We start from the raw sequence: 26,489 nt of genomic DNA, 5'->3' as shown, positions 1-26,489 counted from the left end.
CCTTCGTGGTCAAGGAGTTGTGTCGAGGGTCCGGGAACCGGCGCGGCCCGCTGGGCGGTGGGCCGCGCCGGTCACAGATCGAAAAGGAACGTCAGGAAGGTCGCGTAGTGGTCGAACCCCGCGGTGTGCCAGCCGACGTAGGCGGCGATGTCGTGGACGTGCAGCAGGATCCGCAGGGCGGCCGCCCGGCTCCACTCGTCGCCGAGGTCCCGGCCGTAGCCGTCGAAGAGCGCCTCGAGCAACAGCTGCCAGCCCTCCTGGTCTCCACCCAACTGCCACCTCAGCTCGACCAGTTCACCCAGAACCCAGCCCAGGTCGAAGTACCAGGGGGCCACGGCCAGGTCCTCGCCCGTCAACAGGGCGTCCGGGCCGACGCCGCTCCCGGCGACCAGCGAGCCGAGTCCGGGAGCCCCGTGCACCAGGGTCACGTCGGTGTCCTCGGTGATGCCGCGGCTCCAGTCGACGGCACGGGACCAGCGTCGCGGTCCCAGTCGCGTCCGCAGTTGGACACCGACGTACGCGGCGCGGGGGACCGGCGCCCGCCCGTCCAGCCAGGTGTCCAGACGTACCAGGCCCCGAGGCGGGCCGAGCCGCTCCGCCACCGGCGGAGGCCCACCGTCGTGCAGCCGTCGCAGCGCCAGACCGAGGCCGCGCAGCGGCTCCCGCAACTGCGGCGACGGCCCCGCGGACAGCAGCCGGTTCGCGACCGACTCCCCGCCCTCGACCGTGTAGAGCCTGCCCTCACCGACCGGCCTGCCCACCGTCAGGAGGGCCGCGCCGTCGCCGCCCACCGCCACCGCACGGCCCGCCGGACCGGTGACGGGCCGGAACGGCTCGGGCGCCGACGGGCCGGGGGTCCTGATCCACTCGTGGCCACCGGGCAGGGCGCGCACGGACGTGCGCAGCAGATCGGTGCCGTACTCGGCGACCGCGGAGGCCCCCGGAACGTCCTGGTGCGGGCCTTGGTCCTGTGCGGTCGTCTCCGCGACCGCTCGCAGATCGCTCACGGGTGGACCAGGTCAGCGACGAACTCACCCGGGGTCCTGGGGTCCCGGTGCGGACGGCCCGCCTCCAACTGGGCGCGGCGCTTCTCCAACATGTCTATGACCTCCGGCAACAGGGGTGGGACCCACGCGTCGGCACGACCGGTGGTCATGCTGACACCTGGGTGGGGCGGGACGAGGACGACGTTGGGGCGGGCGGTCAGCGCAGCCCAGTGCGTCTGGAAAGCGGCGCTCTCCAGCCCGCCGGGCGGCAGCGCCGGGGCCACTGCGACCGGGGCCCGGGTGCAGTGACAGGCCAGCAGTGCGGGCGAGTCGGCCAGCCCCAGCGCCAGCCGGGCGGTGAAGTGGAAGGTCGCCGGATAGACCACGACCGCCTGGGCCCACTCGGCCAGTTCGACGTGCCGGGCCGTCCCCTCGTCCTCGGGCCACTCGTCGAACAGCACCTCACCGTGCCGGTGCAGCCGCCCGGCCAGCGCCTGACGGGTGACGAACCGCCGGGCGCTGGCGGTGAGCACCATCTTGACGGCCAGCTCCGGGTAGGACAGGCGCAGCCAGTCGATCCAGTACGGCATCCCGGTGGCGAAGGCGGAACCGGCGGTGACCACCAGCAGCCGCTCGACGCGCAGCTCGGGCGCCTGCGCGTCCGGCACCGCGGTCCCCGGAAGGCGGCTGTGCGTCATGACGTCACCTCGGCGAGGACGGTCTCCAGCTCCCGCAGCGCGGTCCGGCTGCCGTACATGCCGTTCACACCGGTCACGTTGAGCACGATCTCGTCGACCCCCGCCTCCCGGTACGCCGCGAACTCCTCGGCGAGCACCTTGGGCTCCCCGTAGAGGAAGGCCCGTCCCTCGACCAGAGCGGCCGCACCCGCAGCCGGATCGGAAGTGTCGGTGCGGATGCCGGAGCGGCGGAGCATGTCGACGTAGTGCGGCAGCCGGAGGTGGCCGATGTTGCTCGCCAGCGCAAGGGCCGCCGGGTCGCGGTCCGCTTCCGCCAGGGCCACGGGCACGATGGAGACCAGGCGCGGGACCGGGCGTCCCGCCGCCTCGGCACCCTCGCGCAGCGCGGGCACGATGGTGTCGCGCAGATAGGCTGCGGGGGTGAGCCAGGTGATGGCCGTGTCGGCCACTTCGCCCGCCAGCCGTGCCATCCCGGGACGCAGCACACCCAGGCCCACCTCGATGGGCGGCCGCGGCACGGGGAGCAGTTTTCCGTGGCAGGTGAAGTACGTGCCGTCCTGCTCGACCGACTCGCCGTCGAGCAAGCCGCGCACGGCGGTGAGGTACTCGCGTGACGCGGCGAGCGGGCTGCGGTAAGGGGCTCCGCACATGCTGCGCTGGAGCACCGCCGCGCCCGGTCCGAAGCCCGCCACCACGGAATGCCCGGTCGCCGCCGCCAGCGACTGGGCCTGGAGCGCCGCCTCGTAAGGGTGGGTGAACGGCATGAGCGTCACGCCGAGTCCCACCGGAACCCGGAAGCCGGACGCGGCGGCGTAGGCGAAGGCCTGGTGCGGCTGGTTGAGCATGGCCTGGCCCTGCCACAGGCGGTGCGCGCCGCTCCACTGGGTGAGCGCGGCGAACGGCAGGATCTGTTCGGGCCGCGGCGGCGCGAAGGGCATGAGTACGGAGTACACGCTGTCGGTCCGGTCGGTCATGGGACGGCTCCTGGCCTGGTCGTACGGTCGGCTCCTGGCCGCGGTCATCGGGAGACGGTGCTGAGGACCTGCCCGCTCACCAGGTCGGCGTAGTCGGGGCACCGGTCGAGGAGGTTCATGTGCGTGCCCTGGTCCACCACCCGGCCGGCGTCCAGCACGATCACGCGGTCGGCGTGCTGGACCGTGGAGATGCGGTGGGCGACGACCAGCACGGCGCGGTCCACGGCCAGTTCGTCCACCACGTCCCGAAGTTTCCGCTCGTTCACCGAGTCCAGGTGTGAGGAGGGCTCGTCGAGGAGCACCAGCCGGGCGTCGGCCAGTACCGCTCGGGCCAGCGCGAGCCGCTGGCGCTGGCCGCCGGAGAGATCGGCCGCGCCTCCCAGGACCGTGTCCAGCCCCTGGGGCAGCCGCCGGATCTCCTCCGCCAGGCCGACCCGGTCGAGGGCCGCCATCAGGTCCGCGTCGGACGGCTCGTCCGTCCGGCCGAGCAGCAGGTTTTCCCGGACGGTGTCCTGCAGCAGCGTGCTGGACTGGTCGACATAGGCGATCCGGGAACGCAGTTCGTCCAGCGGCCAGTCCGCCAGGGGACGGCCCAGCACCTCGATGCGCCCCGAGTCCGGCTCCATGAAGCCCTCGACCAGGCCCAGGGCCGTGGTCTTGCCCGATCCGGAGAGTCCGACCAGGGCGGTGAGACCGTGCGGCGGGACCGTCAGATCCACGTTCCGCAGCACGGGGTGACCGTCGTAGGCGAACACGACGTCCTCGAAGCGTACGGCCGTGGGGGCGTCGTCCTCGGGGGACGTGGGGACGCGCCCCGGCGGTACCGTGGCGGCCCGTGCCGCCGTCTCCGTCGGCAGGGCGAACAGCGCTTCGAACCGCTTGCGGGCCACAAGTCCCATCTGCAGACCGCTCACACCGGACGCCGCCATGATCAGCGGTGCGGTGAGCTGCAGCAGGTACAGCAGGAAGGAGATGAAGTCGGCCAGTGGCAGATGGCCGTCGAGCATCCGGCTGCCGCCACCGATGACCACGCTGACCAGGGCGATCTGCTGACCGAGGTTGATGATCGGGACCATCAGGGATTCCATCCGGGCCGCGCCGGTCTCCAGCCGCGCCACCTCGCCGGCGCGAGCGGCGAGCCGGTCGCCGACGATCCTCTCGGCCCGGCAGGCCTTGATGATGGTCAGCGAGTCCAGGGCGGCGACGAATTGCTGCGCGAGCGCCCCGATCTCGCCCTGGACGGCCGTGTACCGGCGGCGCAGGCCCCTGACGACCAGGGCGATGAGCCCCACGGCCACCACGAAGGCCAGCACCGTGATCGACAGCAGGACCCAGTCGAGCAGGCCCATGATGACCAGCGTGCCCAGTACCGTGATGCCGGCCATCGGCAGCTGGATGGGGCCGATGTCGACCAGGTTCTTGACCATGGCCGCGTCCGCGGTCAGCCGTGCCACCAGATTGCCGGACCCTTCGGTCCGGCTGTCCTGCAGCCGCAGTTCCAGCGAGTGCCGCATGGTGCGCACGCGCAGTCCGCGGATGAGTTCCCGGCCCATCAGCCCCAGCAGATAGGCGGCCAGTGCCCCGGCGGCGGCCGAACCCAGACCCGCCCCGACCATCGCCACGACCCACCAGGTCGGACTGTCGCCGCGCTGGATGACGGCCAGCAGTCTGCCCACCACCATCGGCAGGGCCAGCGTGGCCGCCGCGGAGACCAGTGCGAGCAGGGCGACGGCGCAGGTCTGCGCCGCCCTGCCACGGGTGAGTTCACGCAGGACACGCAGCTGCTGCGACTCCTCGGCGCCCGTGCCTCCGGCCGCGGGCGCGGCGGTCGCCGCGTCCGTGCTCGTCGTTGCCTTCATCGTGCCCGACTCCCCCTCCTGGACGGGTCGTTCAGTGTGCTGCACCGCGCAGAGCCTCTCCGACCTTGACGATCCCGCCGTACCTGAGCAGTCCGCCGCGGTAGATCCGGCCGCCGAACCTCACCAGTGCGGCGATCGCCAGCAGCATCAGCGCGAAGGCGGCGAGCGCCTGCCACCACGGCACCTCGGTGACCGCCATGCGCATCGGCATCGCGGCCCAGGACAGGCCGGGTGTCATCGAGACGACGGTCAGCAGCGCGTCGTCCGGGGCGGGCCGCACCGCCAGCGCCGGGCCCGCCAGGCTCAGCATCTGCAGCATGTTCACCGGCCCTATGACGTGGTTTACGTCCTCCTGGCGGGAGACCAGCGCACCGGCCACCGCGTAGAGGGTCACGAACAGGACGTAGCCCGGTACGAACCACAGCAGCAGGTTGGCGGCGGTACCGACGGCGTTCAGCGGGGCCTTCAGCACTCCGAAGCCGATGGCCGCCGTCAGCACGGCCGTCATCATCAGCACGATCTGCACCAGCGCGGCCGCACCAAGGCCGACGATCTTGCCGGCGAGCAGGTGCCAGGCCCGGACCTTCGCCAGCAGCACCTCGACGATGCGGCTGGACTTCTCCTCGGCGACTCCCTGGGCGATGCCCAGCCCCGATATGAGCATCAGGGTGAAAAGCAGGAACACCCCGATCCCCGCGGTCATCGTCCGTTCCTGGACCACGCCGGCGTCCGCGTCGAGGGCGCTGACCCTGAGCGCCGGCGGTACGATCGCCCGCTCGGTCTCCTCCCGCGCCGCGCCGAGCTCCTTGAGCCTTTCGACCTGCTCTGCCGTCTGCTGGGCCTGCTGGATCGTACGGCCCAGTTCGGCCGACAGGTTCCGCAGGACCAGTACACCGCCGTCCCGCAGCACCACGGCATCGACCGCCTCGTCCCGAAGGGCCGTCCGGGCGGTGCCGGTGTCCGTGTACTTCTCGACCGTGACCTGGGGGCGCAGCGCCGCGGCGACCGTGCTCCCCTCACCGACGACGCCCACGGCCGGAGGGCTCTCCCCGTCGCCCTTGAGTACATCGGTCAGCGAGAACGACAGGCACAGCATCGCGGCGGTCACGATCACCGATGCCCAGAAGGCCTTGTTGCGCAGCTGCCGGGTGACCTCACGGGCCGCGACGATCCTGATGAGCGCCAGGTCCGTACGCTGGTCGCGGTTCATGCCACCGCCTCCCGGAAGATGTCGGCCAGTGCGGGCTCGTGCCGGCCGAAGGACTCCACCCGGCCCGCGGACTGCGCCGCGGCCAGGGCAGCCTGCGCCGCACGGTCGGACTCCAGCTCCAGGGTGACGACGCCGTCCTCCTCGGCCAGCACCCGGGCGCCCTGAAGGGCGTCGGCCCACCGCGGGGGTACGTCCGTCACCGAAAGACGCGGCCGGCCGGGATCGGCGGCGCGACGCAGCTCGTCCACGGTGCCCTCGGCGACCAGGCGTCCGCCGCGCAGGATCCCGACCCGGTCGCACAGCCGTTCCACCAGTTCCAGCTGGTGGCTGGAGAAGACGACCGGCACTCCTTCGCGGGCGGACTGCAGCAGCACCTCCGCCATGGCGTCCACGGCCACCGGGTCCAGTCCCGAGAACGGTTCGTCGAGGACCAGTACGGCCGGGTCGTGGATCAGGGCGGCGATCAGCTGGACCTTCTGCTGGTTGCCGAGGGACAGCTTCTCCAGGGCGTCCCTGGGACCGGCCACCACGCCCAGCCGCTCGAGCCACTCGGCGGCCCGCCGAGCAGCCTCCCGGCGCGGGATGCCACTCAGCCGCGCGAAGTGGACCAGCTGGTCGAGGGGGGTCATCTTGGCGTAGAGGCCCCGTTCCTCCGGCATGTATCCGAAGCGCCGCCGGGAGTGCGCGTCGACATCGGCGCCGTTGAAGCGGACCGAGCCGGAGTCCGCTTCCAGCACGCCGAGCGCGATCCGCATCGCGGTGGTCTTGCCGGCCCCGTTGGCGCCGCAGAACCCGAAGATCTCGCCGGGGCGCACGTCGAAGGTGAGAGCGTCGAGCACTCGCCGGCCGCCGAAGCTCTTGTCGACGGCGTCGAAAGTCAGCACGGCGAGAACTCCAGGATCGAGCGGACGGATGTCGCCGGGCCCTCCCAGACCAGGCGGAGACCGGCGGCGGCGGCCAGCGCCTTCAGCTGTTCGACGCTGCGCACGGGAGCCGGCATCGTGGCGCGCAGCCACAGCTCAAGGGCCGCCGACTCGGGTATCTCGCGCGGGACGCGCAGGTTCACCTCGGCCAGCAGCACCTTCCCGTCGGGGCCCGCCGCTCGGGCGCAGCGGCGCAGGATCGCAGTGGCGCGCTCGTCCGGCCAGTCGGCGAGGACCGCCGACAGGAGGTAGACGTCGCCGCCCGCGGGCAGCGGTTCGAAGAAGCTGCCCACCACCACCTCGGTCCGGTCCGCGAGCCCCGCGGCCGCGAACCTTCGTCCGGCGACCTCGGCGACGTTCTTCAGATCGACCAGCGTGCCGTTCAAGTGAGGGTGCCGGCGCAGCAGTTCCATCAGGATCGTGCCGCTGTGGCCTCCCACGTCGACGACCCGGCCGACCCGGCTCCAGTCGTAACTGTCGAGGATCAGCTCGGCGCCCCAGCCGAGCTGCTGGCCGGTGGCGCTCTGTTCCAGTGCCTCGACGAAGTCGGGGTCCTCGTTGACGGTCTCCCAGTAGCCGCGCCCGAAGACCGTCTCGTGGGCCGGTTCCCCGGTGCGCACGGTGTGCAGGAGGTTCACCAGCGCGAGGGCGGCTCGTCCGTGCAGGCCGTCCATGGTCAAGTGGCCCCGCAAGCTCTCCGGATGGTCCTCGCGCAGCCTCTCGCCGAGTTCGGTGACGCTATACACCCCGTCGTCGTCGCACGTGAGAACCCCCTGCGCCCGAAGGTGACGCAGCAGCAGTTCCAGCAGGTCCGGGCGGGTGCCGGTGAGTTCCGCCAGCTTCGCCACATCTCCTGTGCCGGCGCCGAGATGGTCCGCCAGGCGGAGGGTGGCCGCGGCACGGATCGCGGCGGGTGTCAGGAGGTCCGCCATCTTCAGCAGATCTCCGGGGTCCGATTGATGTGCCATCGGTCGGTTCCCATCTGGTGTGCGGGTGAACGGGGTTGATCGGTCGCAGGGGGAGGAGGGGGAAGACCGCCGGGCGACCGGCCGCGGTGAACGGAAGACGTTCTGCGGCCGGTCGGCCGGCACGCCACAATCAGCAGCCGCCGGCGATCGTCTTCGCCGAGAACTGGCTCGCGACGTAGCTGGCGGTGGCGCTGGCGATGCAGGCGGGCGAGGTGGCGGGCGCCTCGGCGGCGGCCGTCACATTCAGCTCACGTACATCGCTGTAGGCCTCGTAACCGGCCATCAGCTCCATGATCGCGGTGGTCTTCTCCATGGGGATTCCCTCTCCATGCGGTCACTGCCGGCTCTTCGGCCGACAGTCACTACCGGCCTGATGCCGGCAGACTGGGGAGCGACCGGTCAGCAGGTCAGCTCGTAGGTGGCGCCGCTGACGGCGCTCGCGGAGGCGGCGCACCAGCTGGAGCTGGCGACGCTGGCGGCGCACACCGGGGTGGTCGCCGGGGCGTCGGCAGCCGCCGAGATGTTCAGCTCGTCGACGTCCGCGTAGGCGTCGTAGTTCGAGACGAGCTCCATGATCGCCACAGACTTGTCCATCGGGTTCTCCTTCTTGATCGGTCTCTGTTCACCGGCGCCCGGGAACGCGGACGCCGTCACTGCGGAAAGCGGAGAGTTCCTCGGTTCAGCAGCCGCCGTCGATCGTGCGCGCCGAGAACTGGCTGGCGACGAAGCTGGCGGTGGCGCTGGCGATGCAGGCGGGCGAGGTGGCGGGCGCCTCGGCGGCGGCCGTCACATTCAGCTCACGTACATCGCTGTAGGCCTCGTAACCGGCCATCAGCTCCATGATCGCGGTGGTCTTCTCCATGGGGATTCCCTCTCCATGCGGTCACTGCCGGCTCTTCGGCCGACAGTCACTACCGGCCTGATGCCGGCAGACTGGGGAGCGACCGGTCAGCAGGTCAGCTCGTAGGTGGCGCCGCTGACGGCGCTCGCGGAGGCGGCGCACCAGCTGGAGCTGGCGACGCTGGCGGCGCACACCGGGGTGGTCGCCGGGGCGTCGGCAGCCGCCGAGATGTTCAGCTCGTCGACGTCCGCGTAGGCGTCGTAGTTCGAAACGAGCTCCATGATCGCCACAGACTTGTCCATCGGGTTCTCCTTCTTGATCGGTCTCTGTTCACCGGCGCCCGGGAACGCGGACGCCGTCACTGCGGAAAGCGGAGAGTTCCTCGGTTCAGCAACCGCCGTCGATCGTGCGCGCCGAGAACCGGCTGGCGACGAAACTGGCGGTGGCACCGGCGATGCAGGCGGGCGAGGTGGCGGGCGCCTCGGCGGCGGCCGTCACATTCAGCTCACGTACATCGCTGCAGGCCTCGTAACCGGCCATCAGCTCCGTGATCGCGGTGGTCACTGCCGGCTCTTCGGCCGACAGTCGTTACCGGCCTGATGCCGGCGGCGGCAGAGCGACCGGTCAGCAGCCCTTGTGGTAGGTGACGGCGCTGACGGCGCTCGCGGCGGCGGCGCACGGGGCGGAGCTGGCGGTGGCGGCGCACACCGGGGTGGTCGCCGGGGCGTCGGTAGCCGCCGAGATGTTCAGCTCTTCGACGTCCGCGTAGGCGTCATAGTTCGAAACGAGCTCCATGATCGCCACAGATTTGTCCATTGAGTTCTCCTCGCTATCGTGATGCGTTCGTCGGTGCCGGAATCTCGGCGTAACGGCCTTACGGCGCCCGGAATCTCACTTCAGGCGGACACGAGGCCGGCATCCTGCGGGCTTTCCAGCACCGCCGGAAACTCAGGGGAGGCGCTGTTGCGCGCCGGACGGGCGGGGTCGATTCCCGCCTCGGTGAAGCGGGCGACGACGGTCCCTTCCAGGGGCGTTCCGTCGGCCGCGCTGTCGAGCAGGGCCTGGGCCAGCGCGGTGGCCCGGTGTTGGCCGAAGCTGAGACCGGACATCCCGGGCCGGTTGTCCCCGGGTTCCAGGGCCACGGCCACGCCGGGAGCCACCGTGTCGGCGAACACGGAGGTCTCCCGCCCGATTCCGGACAGACCCCGCAACGCCTCGGCCAGCCGGGGCACCTGCGGCCACATCTCCTGTCCCAGGTAGACCACCAGGGCGTCCCGCCGGGGATACAGGGCCTTGGCCGAGAGGATCTTCGAGCGGTACGCCACCCCGTGGTCCTCCAGGTGGCCGAGCGCCCCCGCCCACACCGCGGCGGCGTCCTCCCAGCGCTCGATGTGGACGTACACGCGCAGCAGTTCACGGTGCGGACTGCGCGGCAGCGAGCCGTCCACCACGAAGAACCCGGGTGACAGCGCCGGCCGGCGTGCCGGCACGTCGAGGGTCACCACCTGACCGGCGGCGAGTGGGCCGTCCTCCCGGATGCTCGCGGAGGGCACCCACACCCGCACCCCGTCCCGCTCGACCAGGGCGCGCGGCTCCGTGCCGTCGTCCCCGGCCGCGGGAATGTGCACCCGGGCACGCGCGGTGCTGCGCTCGTGCGGAACCGCCGCTCCGAGGACACGCTCGAAGGCCGTGTCACGCAGGCGGAACGACAGGGCTCCCTTCTCCACGAACTGCCCGGCGTGCAGGATGTCGTACAGGGCTTCCGCCAGCAGTCGGCGCATCTCCCGCGGGCTGTCCGCCTCGACCAGGCGGTCGTCCACCCACGCACGGGCGCGGTCCGGTGCGACTCTCACCCGGTCGAGGGCGTCCCGCAGCCGTGGCGCCAACCCGCTCGGCACGGTGGCCGGCCGTCTCTCGCTCATGCCGCTCTGCCTTCCCAGGCACGTTCGTGGGTGCCTTGGTCGCTGCCTTCGCTGGTGGCCTCGCCGGGGTGGTCCTCGAATCCGAGCGTGGTCACGAACCTCTCCGGGGTGATGAGCGCCGCCCGGCCGATTCCCGCCGCCGCCCGCTCGATGCCGGACAGCCTGGACGTCCGGGACGCGCCGGCCATCAGCCGGTCGAGCAGATGCCAGCCGGCGTACGCCGTGGCCCGGGTGGCGAGCGAGCCGTCCAGGTCAGGACGGACCTGCCGGTAGCCGTGCCAGAAGGCGCGTACCAGTGGCAGGAGTCGTTGCAGCTTCTCCACCCCGCGGCTGAGCACCGCCTCGTGTGTCAGCTCGATGTCCGCGAACACCGAGTCGCCGCGCGTGGTGACGATGTCGAGGATCGAACGGTGCAGCCACTCGCCGGCGAAGGCGCCGACATCACGGGCCGGGTCCGCCAGCCGGAACTCCTCCCAGTCCGTCACCAGGAAGTCGTCGCCCGTCACCAGAAACTGGTCGACGCGCAGATCGCAGTGGGACGGCACCCTGGGTGCCTCTCGCTCCCGGGCCCGCAATTCCCCGATGGCCTCGACCAGTGACGTGTCGGTCTGCATGAGCCGCCAACCCTGGAGTTCCGCGAAACTCAGCGACTCGAACACCGGCAGCGGAAGTCCTCGGAGGAATCCCGACGGGGGATGGAACGGCAGCGAAACGTCGAATTCAACGGAATCCGGTGCGGACGCCCCGTGCAGCAGTCCGATCGCCCTGCCGATATTCTCCGCGAGTTCCGGACCGAATGTTTCGTCGATCATCAACTCCGCACCGCTGCGCGCGCCCTCGACGTATTCGTAGGCCACCAGAGCGGCCGTCTCGTCGGCGCCGAGGAATGCCGGGCCGCGCAACGCCGCCGTAGGCAGCCCCTCGGCGAAACGCTCGAACGACAGCAGCCGGCGCATGCGGGACCGGACGTCCGGGCCCGTCCCGATCAGGTGCTTGACGAAGACCTTCCGCCCGCTGGTGGTAACGCCGGTCCAGGAGTCGTTCCGGCCGACCGGAGCCGCCAGGGTGTCCCGGACAAAAGGACCTGTCCCCAGTTCCACGAGGAGCGCGTCCACGGACGGGACTTCGTCCAGATCTCGCGGCTTGAACCCCGCCGCATTGTTCTTCTCCACAAGCCCTCACAAGTCCGAAGCGTTGACAGGTCGGCCTACTGCCAGCCGTTGACCGGGCCGGGTGTGTGGACGACGTTCCCCGGAATTTCGGAGACCTCGGCGACAAGATGCTCGACGAAACCGGGGATTTCCCCACCGGAAAGCGTGGCGGAAGGTGCGGCCGGCTCATTGTCTGCCGCGAATGAATTTCCGGCCAGCATCGACGACCCGGAAATCACCAGTGCCGCGGCAACCGTCGCGCCGACGCGAACAGACTTCGAAACGGCACTGTGAAATTTCCTGCTCATGTTTCCCCCTTGAGTTCCTCTGCAGAACACTCTGTCAGCCGCCGGACACTCACTCCAGGGGAAGCGATGTCATGTTGCTGCACGGGCCAGTCAGCTTGATGCAGTGTCAAAGGGGGTGCTGCGCGGGCCTGCGGAACAGACTCGCCTCGGTTAAGCCGGCTGGATACATCGGTGCATGAGATCTCGCGCAGAGCAGCGCGACCGCCGGCCGTAGACGACCTCGAACGGTTCGAGGAGATGCTCCTCGGTCAGCTCGCCGATGCCGGCCTTCCCACAACACGATCGAGCGGATCTCGCGCACGTCGAGGAGGTCGCCGAAGGCGGCCGGGCCGGACAGCGACCGCTGCCCTCACGAGCCGGTGTCCTCGCTCAGGTCGGCCACCACCGCCGCGTGGTCGGAGGGCCAGATCCCGTCCACCGGGCCGTCGCAGGCCCGCCGCACCTGCCGCACGCGGCCGAGTCCGCCGGGGCCGGGCGGGCCCACGTGGATGTAGTCGATGCGCACGCTGGGTCCGTAGGTCGCCGCCACGTACGGGTTGGCGGCGTCCCAGGTGGCGGCGGGGGCGGCCGGGTCGGCGTACTCCCAGGCGTCGAGCAGCACCTGGCGGGGCACGGCGGGGGCGGTCCTGAAGCCGCCGAGGAGGCGGACCTCGTCGGAGTCGGGCCAGGCGTTGAGGTCGCCGGTGACGACGGGCGGGAAGGGAGTGTCACCCCGGTGCCGTGCGACGAACCCGGCGAGCGCCGCGGCCTGGCCGCATCGGACCGCCGAGGCATGCACGACTGAGGTGAAGTGCACGGTGAAGAAGGGGACTTCGTGGTCCGGGGCGGCGATGCGGGCGTAGAGGGCCAGCCGCCCGTCGTCCAGCTCCGCCGGGGCGGGCAGCGGCAGCACGTCCCGGTCCACGACCGGCCATCTGCTGAGGACGGCGTTGCCGATGTCCACCGTGGGGTCCCCGATCCGCCGCCGCCAGCGCTCCGGCGCGGGCGAGGGGGCCCAGGCGCAGTGCAGCCCCAGCTCACCGGCCAGCCACTCGGCGAGGTTCTCCCCGTCGGCGGCCCACACCTCCTGCAGGCCCACGACATCCGGCCGCAGCTCCCGCAGGGCCGTGAGGATCGCCTTCTGCCGCGCCTGCCAGGGTCCGAAGCGCCACCACAGGTTCCAGGTCACGATCCGCATGCACAGCACCCGCTCTCGTCCCGCCGCGTCAGGGGGATCATTGAAGCAGGAGCCGTTGCAGAAACCGTGAGCCTCGCGCCGAAGGAGACCCGCCGACGATGTCCCGCCTCACCGACCTGCGGTTCCGTGCCGCCACGTCCGTTCAGCGCCGCGTCAACCCGCTGCTGCGCCGTCTGCCCCTCCAGACGGTCCTGGAGACCACGGGCCGCGTCTCGGGACTTCCCCGTCAAACGCCGGTGGGCGGCCGCCGCGTCGGGGACGCCTTCTGGCTGGTGTCCGAGTTCGGCGAACGGTCGCAGTACGTGCGCAACATCAAGGCCGATCCGCGGGTACGGGTGCGGATCCGGGGGCGGTGGCACGAGGGGACCGCGCATCTGATGCCCAAGGACGATCCGGTGGCGCGACTGCGGCGGCTGCCCCGGCTCAACAGTACGGCGGTGCGGGTGATCGGCACGGGCCTGCTGACCGTACGGGTGGACCTGGCGGACTGAGGTCAGCCCGGCCAGACGATGGCCTGTACCTCGCTGTAGGCGTGCAGCGCGTAGGAGCCGACGTCCCTGCCGACGCCGCTCCTCTTGAAGCCACCGAAGGGGGCCTCCATGTTCCGCCCGACGGTGTTCACGCCCACCCCGCCGGCCCGGAGCCGCCGCGCCACCCGGAAGGCACGGGCCACGTCCCCCGACCAGACGTAGTCGATCAGGCCGTAGTCGGTGTCGTTGGCGAGGGCGATGCCCTCCTCCTCGTCGTCGAAGGGGATCACGACCACCACCGGGCCGAAGATCTCCTCGCGGGCCACGCGCATGTCGTTGGTGCAGTCGGCGAGGAGGGTGGGGGTGACGTAGAAGCCGGCCGGCAGTGCGGGGCGGTCGCCGCCCGTGACGACCACCGCGCCTTCCTTCCGGCCGAGTTCGACGTACGACTCCACCCGGTCCCGGTGCGCCGCCGAGATCACCGGCCCGACGACCGTGTCCGGCTCCTTCGGGTCCCCGACCTTCAACCGGGCAGCGTACGAGCTCAGTTGCTCCACCAGCCGGTCGTACACGCCCCGCTGCGCCAGCACCCGCGTCGGCGCCGTGCAGATCTGCCCGCTGTAGAAGGAGAAGGTGGTGCCGATCCCGGCGACGGCCGAACGCAGGTCGGCGTCGTCGAAGACGAGCGCGGCGCCCTTCCCGCCCAGCTCCATCAGCTGCCGCTTCATGCCGCGGCCGCACACCTCGGCGATGCGCTGCCCGACCGCCGTGGAGCCGGTGAAGCTGACCATGTCGACGTCCGGCGAGTCCACGGCCGCCTCGCCGACCCCTTGCGACCGGCCCGACACCACGTTGACCACGCCCCGGGGGACACCCGCCGCCTCCAGTGCCCGCGCCATCCGGTAGACGGAGAGCGGGTCCTGCGGAGCAGGCTTCACCACGACCGTGTTGCCCATGGCCAGCGCCGGGGCGATCTTGCCGGCCGGGTTGGCCCAGGGGTTGTTGTACGAGGTGACGCAGGCGACGACCCCGACGGGCTGACGGACGGCGAGCGCGCCCATGACGCCCGCCTTACCCTCCCCCACTGCCTTGAGGGCGTGGGAGGTGCCCCCATGCCCCGCTTCGTTGATCTGCGGCGGGATCGCCCACTCGGCGGGTTCCACGCGCGCGTAGCGCCGGAAGCGTGCGGCGGCGACCCCGACCTGCATCCCGCGTGCGGTGCGGGTGGTCGCCCCCGTCTCGGCCTGGGCGAGCTTCGCGTACTCCGCGCCGCGATCGGTGATGATCCGCGCCGCCCGGGCCAGGATCGCGGCCCGCTCCTCCGGCGCCGTGCGCGACCACGGCCCGAAGGCTTCGCGGGCCGCGGCGCAGGCCGCCCGCACCTGGTCCCGTGAGGCCTCCGGCGCCCACCCGACGGTCCCTTCAGTGGCCGGGTCGGTCACCTCGTAGTGCCCGCCGTCCGGCTCCACCCAGGAGCCGCCGACGAACAGCGCCTGCCGGGCCATCACCTGGCTCACCGGGTGCTCACCGTCTCGGTGTCCCGGCCGGACCGCAGCACCCGGCCCGGCACCGCGCCCGTCACCAGGTCGTCCCGGATCGCCTCGACGCCGTTGACCCACACCGCCCGCACGCCGAGCGCCCGGGAGTCCAGCCGGGGGCTGTCACCCGGCAGGTCGTGCACCAGGGTGGCGGGGCCCGCGTCGATCCGCTCGGGGTCGAACAGGACGAGATCCGCGTGCCAGCCCTCCCGCACCCGCCCCCGTTCGCGCAGCCCGAAGAGCCGGGCGGGGTCGTCGGTCAGCATCTTCACGGCCTGCTCCAGACCGACCAGCTTCCGGCCGCGCAGACAGTCCCCGAGGAAGCGGGTCGTGTACGGCGCCCCGCACATCCGGTCCAGGTGGGCGCCCGCGTCGGACCCGCCGAGCAGGACGTCCTCGTGCTGCCAGGTCTCCGCCCGCAGCGCCCAGGACGCCGGGTCGTTGTCGGAGGGCATCGGCCACAGCACCGTACGCAGCTCGTCGTTGGCGCAGATCTCGACGAGGCACTCGAAGGGCTCCTGGCCGCGCTCCTCGGCGATGTCCTTCACGACCCGGCCGGTCAGTCCGGCGTTCGCCTCGCTGTAGGTGTCGCCGATGACGTACCGCCCGAAGTTCGCGAGCCGCCGGAAGACCCCCGCATCCTTGGAGTTCGCGCGTCGCAGCAGTTCTGCCCGTACGTCGGGGTCACGCAGCTTCCGGATCCGCTCGGGCACGGGCAGCCCGAGGACCGGACCCCAGCCGGGTATGAGGTTCAGCGCGCAGAACGTCCCCAGCGACATGTTCATCGGTGTGAGGATCGGCATGGTCAGGGCCACGACCCTGCCGCCCGCCTTCCGCGCCTGCTCGCTCGCGAGCAACTGCCGGGGCACCCGCTCGGGCACCGCCGCGTCGATCGTGAGCACGTTCCAGTTGAGCGGCCGCCCCGCCGCCGCGCTCATCTCCACGAACAGGTCGATCTCGGCGTCGCTGAACTGATCGAGGCAGCCCGCGACGATCGCCTCGATCTGCGTGCCCTCGTGCTCTCCGACGGCCCGGGACAGGGCCAGGAGTTCGGCCGGCTCGGCGTGCCGGGAGGCGACCGGTTTCCCGTCGCCGTCCGAGTGGCTGGTCGACTGGGTGGTGGACAGTCCCCACGCCCCGGCGTCCATGGCCTCGCGCAGCGACCGCACCATCGCGGCCAGTTGCTCCGGGGCCGGCCGCCCGCCCACGGCCTGCGGCCCCATCACGTACCGCCGCAGCGCGCAGTGCCCCACCATGAACCCGGCGTTCACGGCGATCCGCCCCTGAAGGGCATCGAGATACTCCCCGAACCCGTGCCAGTTCCAGGGCGCCCCCTCCTCCAACGCCACCAGCGACATGCCCTCGACCTTGGACATCATCCGCCGCGTGTAGTCGGCGTCCTCGGGCCGGTCGGGATGCAGGGGCGCGAGCGTGAAACCGCAGTTCCCACCCACGACGGTGGTGACCCCGTGGTTGAGGGAAGGGGTGGCGTACGGATCCCAGAAGAGCTGCGCGTCGTAGTGGGTGTGGGGGTCGACGAAGCCGGGGGTGAGGACGAGGCCGGTGGCGTCCTCGGTGCTGCGGGCTTCCTGGGTGACCTGACCGATGACGGCGATCCGGCCGTCCCCGATGCCGACATCGGCGGTGAAGGCGGAGTCACCGCTCCCATCGACGACCGTCGCCCCCTTGATGACGTGATCAAGCATGAGCCCTCAACTCCCTTGAGTCCGTCGCCTCAGGGGCGCGGGGAACTGCGCGACCAGCCACGAGCCACCCGCACCCGCCCGCGGCGATCACGCAACCCCCCGGAGCCGCGAAGTCCGATGCACAGGATCCGTATCGATCTCGGGAATCACGTACTCCCCGACCAGCCGGAGCGTCTGCAGCGTCTCCTCCTTCGGCACCCCCACCGGCAACCCGAAACTCAGCTGATCCGCCCCGGCCCGCTCCCACCGCCGGCACTGAGCCAGCACCTCGTCCGGATCCCCGCAGATCAGCAGTTCCTCCTCGATGAGCACCTCGACGAACTCCTCGGTGTACTCCGGCAGCGTCTGCGGCCACACCGGGAACCCCTCGGGCCGCGGGAACGTGTCGTGGTAGCGGAACACCAGCGACGGCAGGTAGTGCAACTGGCCGTTCGCCGCGATCCGCACCGCCTCCTCGTGGGTGGGCGCGCAGATCGCCGTGGTCGTCACCATCACGTTGTCGTTGACGAAGTCCCCGACGGGCTCCGCGTCGACGATCGCCGTCTTGTACTGCTCCAGCACCCACTCCATGTCGGAGACCTTCTGCACGCTGAAGCCGAGCACGCCGAGCCCCTTCCGCGCGGCCATGGCGTACGACGGCGGCGACCCGGCCGCGTACCACATCGCCGGGTGTGACCTGCCGTACGGCTTCGGCAGGACCTTCCTCGGCGGCAGCGACCAGTGCTTGCCCTGGAAGCCTTCGTACTCGTCCTGGAGCCACATCTTGGGGAACTCCGCGATGGTCTCCTCCCAGAGTTCCTTGGTGTGGTTCATGTCGGTGATCCCCGGCAGGAACCCGAGGATCTCGTGGGACCCCGCACCCCGCCCGCTGCCGAACTCGAACCGTCCCTCGCTGAGGTGGTCGAGCATGGCCACCTTCTCGGCGACCTTCACCGGGTGGTTGACCGGCGCCAGCGGGTTGAAGATCCCGGAGCCCAGGTGGATTCGCTCGGTGGCGTGTGCCAGGTACCCGAGGAAGACGTCGTTGGCGGAGAGGTGCGAGTACTCCTCCAGGAAGTGGTGCTCGGAAGCCCAGGCGTACTTGAAGCCCGACCTGTCGGCCTGGATGACGTACTCGGTCTCCTCCATCAGCGCCTTGTGCTCGGCGAGCGGGTCGGTCTCGGCCCGTTTGCCCACGTATCCCTGTACGAAGACCCCGAATTCCAAGGAGATTCACCGCCCCAAGGTCATATCCGACGCGCATCTGACGTGCCGTCAGATCGATGGCTCCGACTGTTCCACCGGCCCCCATGGGCGTCAATAGCTGACGGCCCGTCAGCTCATACGACGCTGACTCCGGCCAGCCACCCTCCGTCGATCACGAACGGCTGCCCGGTGATGTACGACGAGTCCTCGCAGGTGAGGAAGAGGGCGAGCCGGGCCACCTCCTCCGGCCGCCCCGCCCGCCCGAGCGGCACGAGCTTGCGGTAGAGCCGGTCGAGCCCCTTCGCCGTCGCCTCCGGGTCCGCGCCCGGATCCAGCCGCGCCGGGTTGGACATCGCCGTGTCGACGGCCCCCGGGCAGACGGCGTTGACACGGATTCCCCGCCCGGCCAGCTCCAGGGCGGCGACCCGGGTCAGGCCGACCACGGCGTGTTTGGTCGCCGCGTACGCGCCGACCGCCGCCATCCCGGTCAGGCCCGTGCAGGAGGACGTGTTGACGATCGTGCCGCCGTCGGACATCTCCGGGGCGACGGCCCGGATGCCGAGGAAGCAGCCCACCTGGTTGACCCGCACGACCTGCATGAACTCGTCGAGGGGGGTGTCCAGGAGGGTGTTGAAGCGCAGGATGCCGGCGTTGTTGACGAGCCCGTCGACATGACCGTACGCGTCCTTGGCCGCGGCGACGGCGGCCTGCCAGTCGTCCTCCCGGCCGACGTCGAGATGGACGTACTTCGCGCCGATCTCCTTCGCCAGGGCCTCGCCCTGGTCGTCGAGGACGTCCGCGACGACCACCCGGGCCCCCTCGGCCGTGAACAGCCGGGCCTCCTGCTCGCCCTGTCCGCGTGCGGCGCCGGTGACGATGACGACCCGACCGTCGAGCTTGCCCATTGCGGCCCCCTTCACGGGTGGACTCGGTGGGCTCCGCATCGTAGCGACATATCTGACGCTACGTCAGATGCAAGTCCTGGACGTTGCTGAGGCGAATATCACGTGACCGGCAAGTAGGGATGTTTGACCCTGTCGGGGCTCGTCAGGACCGCCCAGGATCTGGCTCATGGCCAAGAGGAAACTCAGGAACAGAAAGATCAGGATCGTCGCGATCGGATCGGCCCTCGTGACCGGCGGAGCCGTGGCGGCCGTACTGCTGCCGTCGGCGAACGCCGCCGACGAGAAGACACCCGAGCAGATCATGACGATGTGCCAGCGGGCGAAGGTGCTCAACGGCAAGCAGCAGTCCATCTTCGATTTCGGCGGCCACCCGGTCGCCGGACCGGGTTTCGAGTCGGACAACTGCGAGTTCGTCGAGACGGGCTTCGAGACCTTCGACGGCCCGACCGAGAAGGCCTCCGTCGACTTCCCCAACTGCGAACCGGGCGCCACCGAACCGGCGAAGGCGTCGATCACCTGGACGGCGACGACGGCCCAGGGCCAGGGCAAGTACACCGTCACCCAGCAGGGCGGCGGCGGGGGGCTCTTCGGGGCGCTGAGCGGATCCTGGCTAAAGCACAAGGGCACCCTCGACCTCACCCTGAAGTCGGCGACCGCCGGCGATACGGAACAGCGGGAAGTGCCGGTCGGCAAGGTGCTCCACATGGAGTTCACGCCGAAGATGCAGCGCATGACGGGCGAATGGCGGGTGCGGATCGACGCCCGTGAGGCGACGACCACCACCAACGCCACACCGGAGCAGAACTTCGCGGCACCGGAGGTCGTCGAGGGGCCGGTCGTGCTGCCGGGCGCGGCGGGTGCCCCCGGTGTCGTGGACGGCACCTCCAAGGCCGTGCTGACCGACTGCTGACTCCCCACCGCCCCTCTTCCACCACCCCCATCCCCCACAGGAGAGAGCCATGACACGCGCAGGCCGCAAGAGAAGCCACCGGAGCAGGAAGAAGCGCATCACCCTCGCCCTGGCCCCTGTGGCGGCCGTAGCGGTGGCCGTACCGCTGATGAACCCGGCGGGTGCCGCCACCCCCTCCGAAGTGAGCGCCGACTGTTCGGCGGACTCCGACAAGCTGGAGAACTGCGAGTTTGTCGACGTCCAGGTCAAGCGGGACAGTCTCGGGCCGAACCAGCGGGTCTCCGCGGTGACCGACAACTGCGGATCGACGAGCACCGCCTCGAAGACCTTCGACGTGAGCACGTCCGTCACCAGGGTCATTCAGCTGGAGGACGGATTCACGGCCGCCGCCGACACGAAGCTCGGCAACTCCTTCTTCGAGATCGGCCTGAAGTTCAACACCTCGGAAATCAACATCACGCGTGACGACAAGACGACCGGCCTGGCGTTCAGCAGGACGGACACCGTGCAGGCGGACAGCGTCGCCTTCTTCATGTGGTCGGCGAAACGCACCGACGTGAGCGGATTCCTGCGAGCCACGTACAAGGAGCCGCAGGACGGCCAGAAGGTGTTCTTCTCGCCGAGTGAGGGCGGCACGAGTGTGCACGTCTTCTATCCGCAGATTCTGAAGAACGGAACCCCCGACGGGCGCCTGTGGCTGCGCAACGTGAAGTGCGGCACGCCGGAGGCCGCGGGGCTGCTGAACTCCACGCGCGCCCTCAGGTCCGAACCGGGCTTCGGTGAGGGCGGCGAGAACGTCACCGACGTCGACATCCCGCTCTCGGAGATACCGGCGCCGTAGCCGGTCGACCCGGAGGTTCTCAGATGCGAAGCACGGGCGCGGCTCCCAGCCACCTCAGGACCGCGTCCGTGCTGCCGCGGGCGTCCAGCTTGGCGTAGATGTTGCTGAGGTTGTTGCGCACGGTCTTCTCGCTCAGCCGTAATCGCAGTCCGATCTCCTGCGCGCCAAGACCGGTCGACAGCAGCTCCATGATCTGCCGCTCACGCGGGGAGAGCAGCCCCCGCAGCCGCTCCGTCGCGGCGTCCGGAACGGCTGCCCGCCGGGCCCCGTCGCGCAGGGCCGCGCACGCCGCCGGGGAGAGGTAGGTGTGCCCGACGGTGGACTGGACGACGGCCGAGGAGAGCATGCAGGTGCAGTAGTCGCCCTCGACCAGATATCCGGCGCCCCCTCGGAACACCTCCACCACGGTCTCGGCGTCCCGGTGCGGTGCGACCACGATCACCGGGACGGCTCCCGCCCTCAACTCCCTCAACTCGGCCAGTGGTTCGGTGCAGTGCAGGACCACGACGTCCACACCGTCCGGCACCCGGAAGGGCGGTGGCGGGCGCAGGCTCACCACTCGCTCGACGTACGGGTCGTCCGGTGCGGGCCAGTCGGGATGCGGCCAGTGGCCCTCGGGGCAGGCGAGAGCGACGGAGAGTTTCCGGGAAGTGCGCACGTCATTGTGTCCTTCCGCCGAAGCCGTACGTGTCCGTACGTGTCCGTACGTCAGTACGTACGGGTCCCGGCGTGGACGTGTTCAAGTTTTCAAGGAATGCGCTTACGACAGCAGCGGCGCGACCTCCGCCCCGAACTCCCCTATCTGGTCTACAAGTTCGGCCCGCCCGCGGCTTCGGAACCGCACCTGCACCTGATCCACTCCCATCGCCCGGTACGCCCGCAGCGACTCGGCGATCACCTCGGGCGGCCCGCTGACCGTCCGCCGCCCCACGTCCCAGCGCGGCTCCCCGACGTACAGGGGCTCGGCGATGGCACCGAGGACGAACGGCCCCTCAACCCCGGCCTCTTCCCGCAGCCTGCGTATCCGCTCGACCTGCCCCGGCAGCCGGTCCCTCGGATCCCCCTGCGGCAGCCACCCGTCGCCCTTGAGCGCGGCCCGTCGTACGGCGGCGGGCGAGGAGCCGCCGACCCAGAGGGGGACACGGTCCTGGACCGGACGGGGCCGCTGCCCGAGTCCCTCGAAGTCGTACAGCTTGCCGTGGTGTTCGGGGAACTCCTGCGCCCCGAGGGCGGCGCGCAGCGCGTCGACCGTCTCGTCCAGCACGGCCCCGCGCCGCTCGAAGTCCACGCCCAGCGCCTCGAACTCCTCCCGGACGTGCCCGGCGCCCACCCCCAGGATCAGCCGGCCGCCGCTGAGGTGGTCGAGGGTGGCGTACTGCTTGGCGGTGAGCAGCGGGTGCCGCAGCCCGACCACGGCGACGTGGCTGAGCAGCCGGATCCGTTCGGTGGCCGCCGCGAGGAAGGCGAGGGTGGCGACGGGGTCGTACCACACCGTGCTCATCGAGGACGCGAGCCGGCGCGGGATGCCGATGTGGTCGCAGCTCGCGAGATAGTCGAACCCGGCCCGGTCGGCGGCGCGGGCGACGGCGAGAAGGTCCTCCGCTCCCGCGGCGGCCTCCCAGGACTCGGCGTAGAGGGTGCTCTGCGACTGGACGGGAAGCTGCATCCCGTACAACAGACTCACCGCGCACCACCGCCCGGCCACAACCCCCCGTCGGTCAGCCCCAGCAACTCGATGGCGTTCCGCCGCACGATCCGCTGCACCACGTCCGCCTCCAGATGCCCCATCTGCGCCTCGCCGACCTCGCGGGACTTGGGCCAGGTGGAGTCGGAGTGGGGGTAGTCGGTCTCGTAGAGGACGTTCGCGAGGCCGATCGCGTCGAGGTTGCGCAGCCCGAAGGCGTCGTCGAAGAAGCAGCCGTAGACGTGCTCGGCGAAGAGCTCGGACGGCGGCCGGTGCACCTTGTCCTCGACGCCGCCCCAGGCCCGGTTCTCCTCCCACACGACGTCGGCCCGCTCCAGGATGTAGGGGATCCAGCCGATCTGCCCCTCGGCGTACATCACCCTGAGGTTCGGGAACTGCTCGAACTTGCCGCTCATCAGCCAGTCGACCATCGAGAAGCAGCAGTTGGCGAAGGTGATGGTGGAGCCGACGGCGGGCGGGGCGTCGGCCGAGGTGGACGGCATACGGCTGCTGCTGCCGATGTGCATGGCGATGACGGTCCCCGTCTCGTCGCACGCCCGGAGGAACGGGTCCCAGCCGTCGCCGTGGATGGAGGGCAGCCCGAGGTACGGCGGTATCTCGGAGAAGGCGACGGCCCGTACCCCGCGCGCCGCGTTCCGCCGGACCTCCTCGGCGGCCAGCTCCGCGTCCCAGAGGGGGATGAGAGTGAGAGGTATGAGCCGCCCCCGCGCGTCCGGCCCGCACCACTCCTCCACCATCCAGTCGTTGTAGGCCCGCACGCACAGCAGGCCCAGCTCGTGGTCCTTGGCCTCGGTGAAGGTCTGGCCGCAGAAACGCGGGAAGGTCGGGAAGCAGACGGCCGACTGGACGTGGTTGACGTCCATGTCGGCGAGCCGCGCCGGGACGTCGTACGACCCCGGCCGCATCTGCTCGTACGTGATGACCTCGAGCTTGATCTCGTCCCTGCTGTACCCCACGGCGGTGTCCAGCCGGGTCAGCGGCCGCCGCAGTTCCTCGTAGACCCACCAGTCACCGACGGGACCCTCGTCCCCGGGCTCACCCATGACGGGCCGGAAACGCCCGCCGAGGAACGTCATCTCCTTGACGGGCGCCCGGACGATCCGCGGCCCCGCCTCCCGGTACTTCCCCGGAAGCCGGTCCTGCCAGACGCTCGCGGGCTCCACGGTGTGGTCGTCCACGGAGATGATCAGCGGAAACGTGCTCTCGTGGCTCTCGTGGGTGTCCATGCGATGTACGGTAGCGCTGATCTGACGAACCGTCAGCTATGGTGGCGGGAGCCCATGCGTGACCCAGAATGGTGGGATGGTCACGCTTGGGACTCCCCGTTTGCTGCTGCGTCGCTGGCGCGAGGAAGACGTCGCGCCCATGGCTGCGATCAACGCCGACCCCGAGGTCATGCGGTGGATCCGTGACGGCAGCGTCCGTGACGAACGGCAGACCCGCGCCGGGATTCAGGCCTGGGAGAGCGAGTGGGACTCAGAGGGCTTCGGCCTGTTCGCCTCGGAGATCCGGTCCACTGGTGAGTTGGCCGGGTTCACTGGCCTTTCGGTGCCCGACTACTTGCCGGAGGTGCTGCCCTGGACCTCAGGCCAGGGAGCAGGTCAACGACTGGCGCTCGGGCCGCCGTCTCGCTTGCCGGAGTCAGCCCTCCCTGCCTGTGCGACAGTTGTGCGCAGCAACTCGGCCATCGACCGGCCGGCCACCCGCAGGGGTTCCGCATCACGAGCAGCCCGGCTGAGCATGAACGCCCCCTCAAGCATCATGATCATCGAGCAGGCGAGCGAGCGCGCCGCCGTCGGGTCGGCGACCCAACGGCCGAACCAATGCGCCGCGGCGTCGACCCACTCCTCGAAGACCTCTGCCGTCGCGGCCCGCAGCACCTCATTGCTGCTGGCAACCTCCAACGCCAGTGTCCCGATCGGGCATGCGTCGGCGTAGTCGGCCGCGGCAAGGTCGTCCGCGGCTGCCTCGAAGGCGTGTACGAGGGATTCGGCAGGGTCCGGCACGCTGTCCAGCAGAGCCAACACCATGCGGCCGTACTGGGGTCCGGACGTGCGGATCATGTCCTCGGCCAGTTGCTGCTTGCCACCGGGGAAGAAGTGATAGATCGAGCCGAACGGCGCTTCCGCCTCTGTCGCGACCCGCTTGAGGCCGGTCGCTGAGTAGCCGTGGCGGCGGAACAGCATCGCGGCAGCGCCCTGGATCCTGGCCCGAGTGCCCGATTGCCCCATTGCCCTCTACTCTTCTCGCCTTCAAGATTGCAGTAGAACAATCTATCAAATGGGGGGTTTGATGCCGCGGATCGAGCTGTCGTCTGGACCGGTTGACTACCAGGACACCGGCGGTGAAGGGCCGGTGCTGGTGTTCGGCCACGGTATGCCGATGAACGAGACCCAGTGGCGCAAGGTGGTCCCGCTGCTGGGCGGATACCGCTGTGTCCTGCCTACGCTGCCCCTCGGCGGTCATCGCCAGCCGATGAACCCGGATGCCGACCTGTCCCAAAGCGGTGTCGCCCGGCTCCTGGGCGAGTTCATCGAGCGGCTGGGCCTGGACCAGGTGACCCTCGTCCTCAACGACTGGGGCGGTGGCCAGTTCCTGGTGTCGGAAGGGCGGGCCCAGAGGATCGCGCGCATGGTGCTGGTGGCCTGCGAGGCCTTCGACAACTTTCCCCCCGGACCCGCCAAGGCGATGGCCCGGGTATGCAGGGTCCCCGGTGGCGTCTGGCTCCTGACCCGGCTCATGGGCATCCCCGCGTTCCGCCACAACCGGGCCGGATACGGTGGGATGAGCCTGCGCGGGATCCCCGACGAGATCATGGACGGCTGGTTCGCTCCCGCCACCCGCAGCAGGGCCATTCGCAAGGACCTCGCCAAGTTCGCCACCGGAGCACCCGGCCGCAAGACACTGCTGGCCTGGAGCGAGCGACTGCGTGAATTCGACCGCCCGGTACTGGTCGTCTGGGCGACCGAGGACAGACTGATGCCGCGTGAGCACGGCCCCCGACTGGCCAAGCTGTACCCGCAGGGCCAACTGATCGAGATCGCCGACTCGTCCACCCTCATCCCCGAGGACCAGCCCGAACGGCTGGCCGAAGTGCTGACTGACTTTCTCGTCCGGACTGGAGCGGAGCCGACCCGACACAACGACTGAGTGAGAGGGAAGCAGCCGGCGGCGCCGGCGAGCGGGGTTACGGGACTGGAGCGTTTGGGCGCAGTCCGTCAGTCCACAGCTGGGCATGTCAGCCGCTTCTTGGCCCAACCGCTCCAATTCCTGTCACTCCAGGGGGGGCAGAGCCGCGGTGATCTCGGTGATCATTCGGGCTGGGTTGTGGAAGACGTCCTCAGCGGTGAAGCGGAGCAGACTGCGCACCTCGGGGCACTGTACGGCCTGGTTGAAGCGGGCGATGTCCCGTCGGTGAGCCTCGCGCGTGCCGTGGTAGGCGTAGCCCTCGATCTCGACCGCCAGCCCCTCACGCCGGAAGAGGAAGTCGAGGACGATGCGGCGGCCGAGAGGGGTGAACAGCTCGACCTGGCTCTCGGGACGGAGGCCCGCGTCGGCCATGCGCAGGCGGGCGACGGTCTCGGCCGGTGACCCGGACCGGGGGTCGCACAGGCCGAGCCATCGGCGAGCTCTCGCCGACCCCTGCGAAGGCTGAGCCAACGCCGCCACCACCGCGTCCAGTGCGACAAGTGGCGCCCTCCGTACCCCGCCGACCCGGCGGTACGTCACCGCCGACTCCAGGGCGACGAGCGCCTCGTCCCTTGGGAGCGAGCGGAGAAGGTCGGCAACTGTCCGCACCGGGCTCGTGACGCGAAGGCCGTACCGCAGCGCCACGTCCCCTGCATCGACGACTGTCCGGCGAACGCGCACGCCCTTGACCTTGCCCCGGAAGGTGAGGGCGGGGTCGATGAACTCCAGAGGCGCTTGGGCTGTCGGGGCGAGGGTCTCGATCCGCCACAGGGCGGTTGCCGAACGGTGGCTCACGACGAGCCGAGGAGTGAGGAGCTGGACGGCTCGGAGCCGCGTGGGCAGGTCCGCGGCCCGGTCCGGCTCCAGCCAGGCACCCGGCAGCAGCCGACCCCAGCCCTCGGCCCGGAGGGCACGGGTGAGGCTCCGCGCGGGCCAGCCGGATTCCAGGGCACGGCAGGTGAGCAGCACACCCTCCTGCGCCAGCTCCCGCAGGGCCCTTCGTTCCTCCATGCCGCCAAGATC

30 protein-coding genes and 1 pseudogene are annotated in these 26,489 nt (G+C 70.5%); 5 read left to right on the top strand and 26 right to left on the bottom strand.

Annotated features, from left to right (window positions below):
* Positions 1-71: 71 nt before the first annotated feature.
* From IE212_RS15325 to IE212_RS15245, 17 genes are all read right to left on the bottom strand, one after another.
* On the bottom strand, positions 72-1,007 hold the full coding sequence (locus tag IE212_RS15325) for a hypothetical protein (protein ID WP_190198385.1): 936 nt from the start codon (positions 1,005-1,007) through the stop codon (positions 72-74).
* Entirely contained in the window at positions 1,004-1,684 is a 681-nt protein-coding gene (locus tag IE212_RS15320; protein WP_190198384.1) for a flavoprotein, read from the bottom strand. Before IE212_RS15320 ends, IE212_RS15325 begins: the two co-directional genes overlap by 4 nt.
* Positions 1,681-2,658 carry an LLM class flavin-dependent oxidoreductase gene (locus IE212_RS15315; protein WP_190198383.1) on the bottom strand — a complete coding sequence of 326 codons (978 nt, stop codon included), beginning with the start codon at positions 2,656-2,658 and terminating at the stop codon, positions 1,681-1,683. The genes IE212_RS15320 and IE212_RS15315 overlap by 4 nt, the downstream gene beginning before the upstream one ends.
* A gap of 44 nt (positions 2,659-2,702) precedes the next feature.
* Positions 2,703-4,517 carry an ABC transporter ATP-binding protein gene (locus tag IE212_RS15310; RefSeq protein WP_190198382.1) on the bottom strand — a complete coding sequence of 605 codons (1,815 nt, stop codon included), beginning with the start codon at positions 4,515-4,517 and terminating at the stop codon, positions 2,703-2,705.
* A 31-nt stretch (positions 4,518-4,548) separates the two neighbouring features.
* A complete protein-coding gene (locus IE212_RS15305) occupies positions 4,549-5,727 on the bottom strand; it encodes an ABC transporter permease (RefSeq protein WP_190198381.1) in 1,179 nt (392 codons plus the stop codon).
* Complete coding sequence (locus IE212_RS15300) at positions 5,724-6,611, bottom strand: ABC transporter ATP-binding protein (protein ID WP_190198380.1); 888 nt, start codon at positions 6,609-6,611, stop codon at positions 5,724-5,726. The genes IE212_RS15305 and IE212_RS15300 overlap by 4 nt, the downstream gene beginning before the upstream one ends.
* Entirely contained in the window at positions 6,605-7,618 is a 1,014-nt protein-coding gene (locus tag IE212_RS15295) for a methyltransferase (RefSeq protein ID WP_190198379.1), read from the bottom strand. Before IE212_RS15295 ends, IE212_RS15300 begins: the two co-directional genes overlap by 7 nt.
* 130 nt (positions 7,619-7,748) lie before the next feature.
* A complete protein-coding gene (locus tag IE212_RS15290; protein ID WP_190198378.1) occupies positions 7,749-7,931 on the bottom strand; it encodes an LxmA leader domain family RiPP in 183 nt (60 codons plus the stop codon).
* An 86-nt stretch (positions 7,932-8,017) separates the two neighbouring features.
* Positions 8,018-8,212, bottom strand: coding sequence for an LxmA leader domain family RiPP (locus IE212_RS15285; RefSeq protein WP_190198376.1), 195 nt, complete (start codon positions 8,210-8,212; stop codon positions 8,018-8,020).
* An 85-nt stretch (positions 8,213-8,297) separates the two neighbouring features.
* A complete protein-coding gene (locus IE212_RS15280) occupies positions 8,298-8,480 on the bottom strand; it encodes an LxmA leader domain family RiPP (protein WP_190198377.1) in 183 nt (60 codons plus the stop codon).
* 86 nt (positions 8,481-8,566) lie between these two features.
* Complete coding sequence (locus tag IE212_RS15275; RefSeq protein WP_190198376.1) at positions 8,567-8,761, bottom strand: LxmA leader domain family RiPP; 195 nt, start codon at positions 8,759-8,761, stop codon at positions 8,567-8,569.
* Positions 8,762-8,846: 85 nt separating this feature from the next.
* Positions 8,847-9,023, bottom strand: a complete 177-nt coding sequence (locus IE212_RS15270; protein ID WP_229864334.1) for an LxmA leader domain family RiPP — start codon at positions 9,021-9,023, stop codon at positions 8,847-8,849.
* 60 nt (positions 9,024-9,083) lie between these two features.
* Positions 9,084-9,275: an LxmA leader domain family RiPP gene (locus IE212_RS15265; protein WP_190198375.1), complete on the bottom strand. Its 192-nt coding sequence runs from the start codon at positions 9,273-9,275 to the stop codon at positions 9,084-9,086.
* An 80-nt stretch (positions 9,276-9,355) separates the two neighbouring features.
* Complete coding sequence (locus tag IE212_RS15260) at positions 9,356-10,381, bottom strand: T3SS effector HopA1 family protein (RefSeq protein WP_190198374.1); 1,026 nt, start codon at positions 10,379-10,381, stop codon at positions 9,356-9,358.
* The gene (gene lxmK / locus IE212_RS15255) at positions 10,378-11,553 is read right to left on the bottom strand and encodes a class V lanthionine synthetase subunit LxmK (protein WP_190198373.1); all 1,176 of its coding nucleotides are present in this window, start codon (positions 11,551-11,553) and stop codon (positions 10,378-10,380) included. Before lxmK ends, IE212_RS15260 begins: the two co-directional genes overlap by 4 nt.
* Positions 11,554-11,588: 35 nt before the next feature.
* Positions 11,589-11,840, bottom strand: a complete 252-nt coding sequence (locus tag IE212_RS15250) for a hypothetical protein (protein WP_190198372.1) — start codon at positions 11,838-11,840, stop codon at positions 11,589-11,591.
* A 349-nt stretch (positions 11,841-12,189) separates the two neighbouring features.
* On the bottom strand, positions 12,190-13,017 hold the full coding sequence (locus IE212_RS15245; RefSeq protein ID WP_190198371.1) for an endonuclease/exonuclease/phosphatase family protein: 828 nt from the start codon (positions 13,015-13,017) through the stop codon (positions 12,190-12,192).
* A gap of 98 nt (positions 13,018-13,115) precedes the next feature.
* Here IE212_RS15245 and IE212_RS15240 point away from each other — a divergent pair, with 98 nt between their 5' ends.
* A complete protein-coding gene (locus IE212_RS15240) occupies positions 13,116-13,508 on the top strand; it encodes a nitroreductase/quinone reductase family protein (RefSeq protein ID WP_190198370.1) in 393 nt (130 codons plus the stop codon).
* Positions 13,509-13,510: 2 nt separating this feature from the next.
* On the opposite strand, the gene IE212_RS15235 is transcribed toward IE212_RS15240, so the two are convergent.
* The 4 genes from IE212_RS15235 to IE212_RS15220 all read right to left on the bottom strand — a co-directional run bounded on the left by IE212_RS15235 (position 13,511) and on the right by IE212_RS15220 (position 18,821).
* Positions 13,511-14,992: an aldehyde dehydrogenase family protein gene (locus IE212_RS15235; protein ID WP_190198640.1), complete on the bottom strand. Its 1,482-nt coding sequence runs from the start codon at positions 14,990-14,992 to the stop codon at positions 13,511-13,513.
* Between the two features lie 8 nt (positions 14,993-15,000).
* Positions 15,001-16,731 (bottom strand): N-acyl-D-amino-acid deacylase family protein, encoded by a 1,731-nt coding sequence (locus IE212_RS15230; RefSeq protein WP_190198369.1) that lies wholly within the window; start codon positions 16,729-16,731, stop codon positions 15,001-15,003.
* Positions 16,732-16,818: 87 nt separating this feature from the next.
* Positions 16,819-17,937 carry an LLM class flavin-dependent oxidoreductase gene (locus IE212_RS15225; protein WP_190198368.1) on the bottom strand — a complete coding sequence of 373 codons (1,119 nt, stop codon included), beginning with the start codon at positions 17,935-17,937 and terminating at the stop codon, positions 16,819-16,821.
* Positions 17,938-18,050: 113 nt separating this feature from the next.
* Entirely contained in the window at positions 18,051-18,821 is a 771-nt protein-coding gene (locus tag IE212_RS15220; protein ID WP_190198367.1) for an SDR family NAD(P)-dependent oxidoreductase, read from the bottom strand.
* A gap of 166 nt (positions 18,822-18,987) precedes the next feature.
* Between IE212_RS15220 and IE212_RS15215 the strand changes: the two genes are divergently transcribed.
* On the top strand, positions 18,988-19,731 hold the full coding sequence (locus tag IE212_RS15215) for a hypothetical protein (RefSeq protein WP_190198366.1): 744 nt from the start codon (positions 18,988-18,990) through the stop codon (positions 19,729-19,731).
* A gap of 49 nt (positions 19,732-19,780) precedes the next feature.
* Entirely contained in the window at positions 19,781-20,572 is a 792-nt protein-coding gene (locus IE212_RS15210) for a hypothetical protein (RefSeq protein ID WP_190198365.1), read from the top strand.
* Positions 20,573-20,591: 19 nt separating this feature from the next.
* Here IE212_RS15210 and IE212_RS15205 read toward each other — a convergent pair whose 3' ends face one another.
* The 3 genes from IE212_RS15205 to IE212_RS15195 form a co-directional block, all read right to left on the bottom strand.
* Entirely contained in the window at positions 20,592-21,230 is a 639-nt protein-coding gene (locus tag IE212_RS15205; RefSeq protein ID WP_190198364.1) for a response regulator transcription factor, read from the bottom strand.
* Between the two features lie 102 nt (positions 21,231-21,332).
* Positions 21,333-22,238 carry a TIGR03619 family F420-dependent LLM class oxidoreductase gene (locus tag IE212_RS15200; RefSeq protein ID WP_190198639.1) on the bottom strand — a complete coding sequence of 302 codons (906 nt, stop codon included), beginning with the start codon at positions 22,236-22,238 and terminating at the stop codon, positions 21,333-21,335.
* Between the two features lie 14 nt (positions 22,239-22,252).
* Complete coding sequence (locus tag IE212_RS15195) at positions 22,253-23,503, bottom strand: amidohydrolase family protein (RefSeq protein WP_190198363.1); 1,251 nt, start codon at positions 23,501-23,503, stop codon at positions 22,253-22,255.
* Positions 23,504-23,579: 76 nt separating this feature from the next.
* On the opposite strand from IE212_RS15195, the pseudogene IE212_RS15190 reads away from it, so the two are divergent.
* Positions 23,580-23,891, top strand: a pseudogene (locus tag IE212_RS15190) (GNAT family N-acetyltransferase); the annotation flags it as partial.
* Here the strand turns inward: IE212_RS15190 and IE212_RS15185 are convergent.
* Complete coding sequence (locus IE212_RS15185; RefSeq protein WP_229864332.1) at positions 23,879-24,463, bottom strand: TetR/AcrR family transcriptional regulator; 585 nt, start codon at positions 24,461-24,463, stop codon at positions 23,879-23,881. The pseudogene IE212_RS15190 and the gene IE212_RS15185 overlap by 13 nt on opposite strands.
* A gap of 106 nt (positions 24,464-24,569) precedes the next feature.
* On the opposite strand from IE212_RS15185, the gene IE212_RS15180 reads away from it, so the two are divergent.
* Entirely contained in the window at positions 24,570-25,427 is an 858-nt protein-coding gene (locus IE212_RS15180) for an alpha/beta fold hydrolase (RefSeq protein WP_190198638.1), read from the top strand.
* Positions 25,428-25,550: 123 nt separating this feature from the next.
* Here IE212_RS15180 and IE212_RS15175 read toward each other — a convergent pair whose 3' ends face one another.
* Positions 25,551-26,477, bottom strand: coding sequence for a hypothetical protein (locus IE212_RS15175; RefSeq protein WP_190198361.1), 927 nt, complete (start codon positions 26,475-26,477; stop codon positions 25,551-25,553).
* Positions 26,478-26,489: the final 12 nt, after the last annotated feature.

The sequence above is a fragment of the Streptomyces djakartensis genome (assembly GCF_014651075.1).
Lineage (GTDB): Bacteria > Actinomycetota > Actinomycetes > Streptomycetales > Streptomycetaceae > Streptomyces > Streptomyces djakartensis.
This window is presented reverse-complemented; position numbering and strand designations above follow the sequence as displayed.

Excerpts from the sequence above, each read along its gene's own strand:
- IE212_RS15245 (WP_190198371.1), bottom strand. The coding sequence starts at position 13,017 with ATGCGGATCGTGACCTGGAACCTGTGGTGGCGCTTCGGACCCTGGCAG.
- IE212_RS15185 (WP_229864332.1), bottom strand. The coding sequence starts at position 24,463 with ATGCTGTTCCGCCGCCACGGCTACTCAGCGACCGGCCTCAAGCGGGTC.
- IE212_RS15220 (WP_190198367.1), bottom strand. The coding sequence starts at position 18,821 with ATGGGCAAGCTCGACGGTCGGGTCGTCATCGTCACCGGCGCCGCACGC.
- IE212_RS15210 (WP_190198365.1), top strand. The coding sequence starts at position 19,781 with ATGACACGCGCAGGCCGCAAGAGAAGCCACCGGAGCAGGAAGAAGCGC.
- IE212_RS15260 (WP_190198374.1), bottom strand. The coding sequence starts at position 10,381 with ATGAGCGAGAGACGGCCGGCCACCGTGCCGAGCGGGTTGGCGCCACGG.
- IE212_RS15320 (WP_190198384.1), bottom strand. The coding sequence starts at position 1,684 with ATGACGCACAGCCGCCTTCCGGGGACCGCGGTGCCGGACGCGCAGGCG.
- IE212_RS15280 (WP_190198377.1), bottom strand. The coding sequence starts at position 8,480 with ATGGAGAAGACCACCGCGATCATGGAGCTGATGGCCGGTTACGAGGCC.
- IE212_RS15180 (WP_190198638.1), top strand. The coding sequence starts at position 24,570 with ATGCCGCGGATCGAGCTGTCGTCTGGACCGGTTGACTACCAGGACACC.
- IE212_RS15240 (WP_190198370.1), top strand. The coding sequence starts at position 13,116 with ATGTCCCGCCTCACCGACCTGCGGTTCCGTGCCGCCACGTCCGTTCAG.
- IE212_RS15285 (WP_190198376.1), bottom strand. The coding sequence starts at position 8,212 with ATGGACAAGTCTGTGGCGATCATGGAGCTCGTCTCGAACTACGACGCC.
- IE212_RS15250 (WP_190198372.1), bottom strand. The coding sequence starts at position 11,840 with ATGAGCAGGAAATTTCACAGTGCCGTTTCGAAGTCTGTTCGCGTCGGC.
- IE212_RS15235 (WP_190198640.1), bottom strand. The coding sequence starts at position 14,992 with ATGGCCCGGCAGGCGCTGTTCGTCGGCGGCTCCTGGGTGGAGCCGGAC.
- IE212_RS15290 (WP_190198378.1), bottom strand. The coding sequence starts at position 7,931 with ATGGAGAAGACCACCGCGATCATGGAGCTGATGGCCGGTTACGAGGCC.
- IE212_RS15200 (WP_190198639.1), bottom strand. The coding sequence starts at position 22,238 with ATGCAGCTTCCCGTCCAGTCGCAGAGCACCCTCTACGCCGAGTCCTGG.
- IE212_RS15305 (WP_190198381.1), bottom strand. The coding sequence starts at position 5,727 with ATGAACCGCGACCAGCGTACGGACCTGGCGCTCATCAGGATCGTCGCG.
- IE212_RS15175 (WP_190198361.1), bottom strand. The coding sequence starts at position 26,477 with ATGGAGGAACGAAGGGCCCTGCGGGAGCTGGCGCAGGAGGGTGTGCTG.
- IE212_RS15215 (WP_190198366.1), top strand. The coding sequence starts at position 18,988 with ATGGCCAAGAGGAAACTCAGGAACAGAAAGATCAGGATCGTCGCGATC.
- IE212_RS15295 (WP_190198379.1), bottom strand. The coding sequence starts at position 7,618 with ATGGCACATCAATCGGACCCCGGAGATCTGCTGAAGATGGCGGACCTC.
- IE212_RS15195 (WP_190198363.1), bottom strand. The coding sequence starts at position 23,503 with ATGGACACCCACGAGAGCCACGAGAGCACGTTTCCGCTGATCATCTCC.
- IE212_RS15275 (WP_190198376.1), bottom strand. The coding sequence starts at position 8,761 with ATGGACAAGTCTGTGGCGATCATGGAGCTCGTTTCGAACTACGACGCC.
- IE212_RS15230 (WP_190198369.1), bottom strand. The coding sequence starts at position 16,731 with ATGCTTGATCACGTCATCAAGGGGGCGACGGTCGTCGATGGGAGCGGT.
- IE212_RS15310 (WP_190198382.1), bottom strand. The coding sequence starts at position 4,517 with ATGAAGGCAACGACGAGCACGGACGCGGCGACCGCCGCGCCCGCGGCC.
- IE212_RS15265 (WP_190198375.1), bottom strand. The coding sequence starts at position 9,275 with ATGGACAAATCTGTGGCGATCATGGAGCTCGTTTCGAACTATGACGCC.
- IE212_RS15315 (WP_190198383.1), bottom strand. The coding sequence starts at position 2,658 with ATGACCGACCGGACCGACAGCGTGTACTCCGTACTCATGCCCTTCGCG.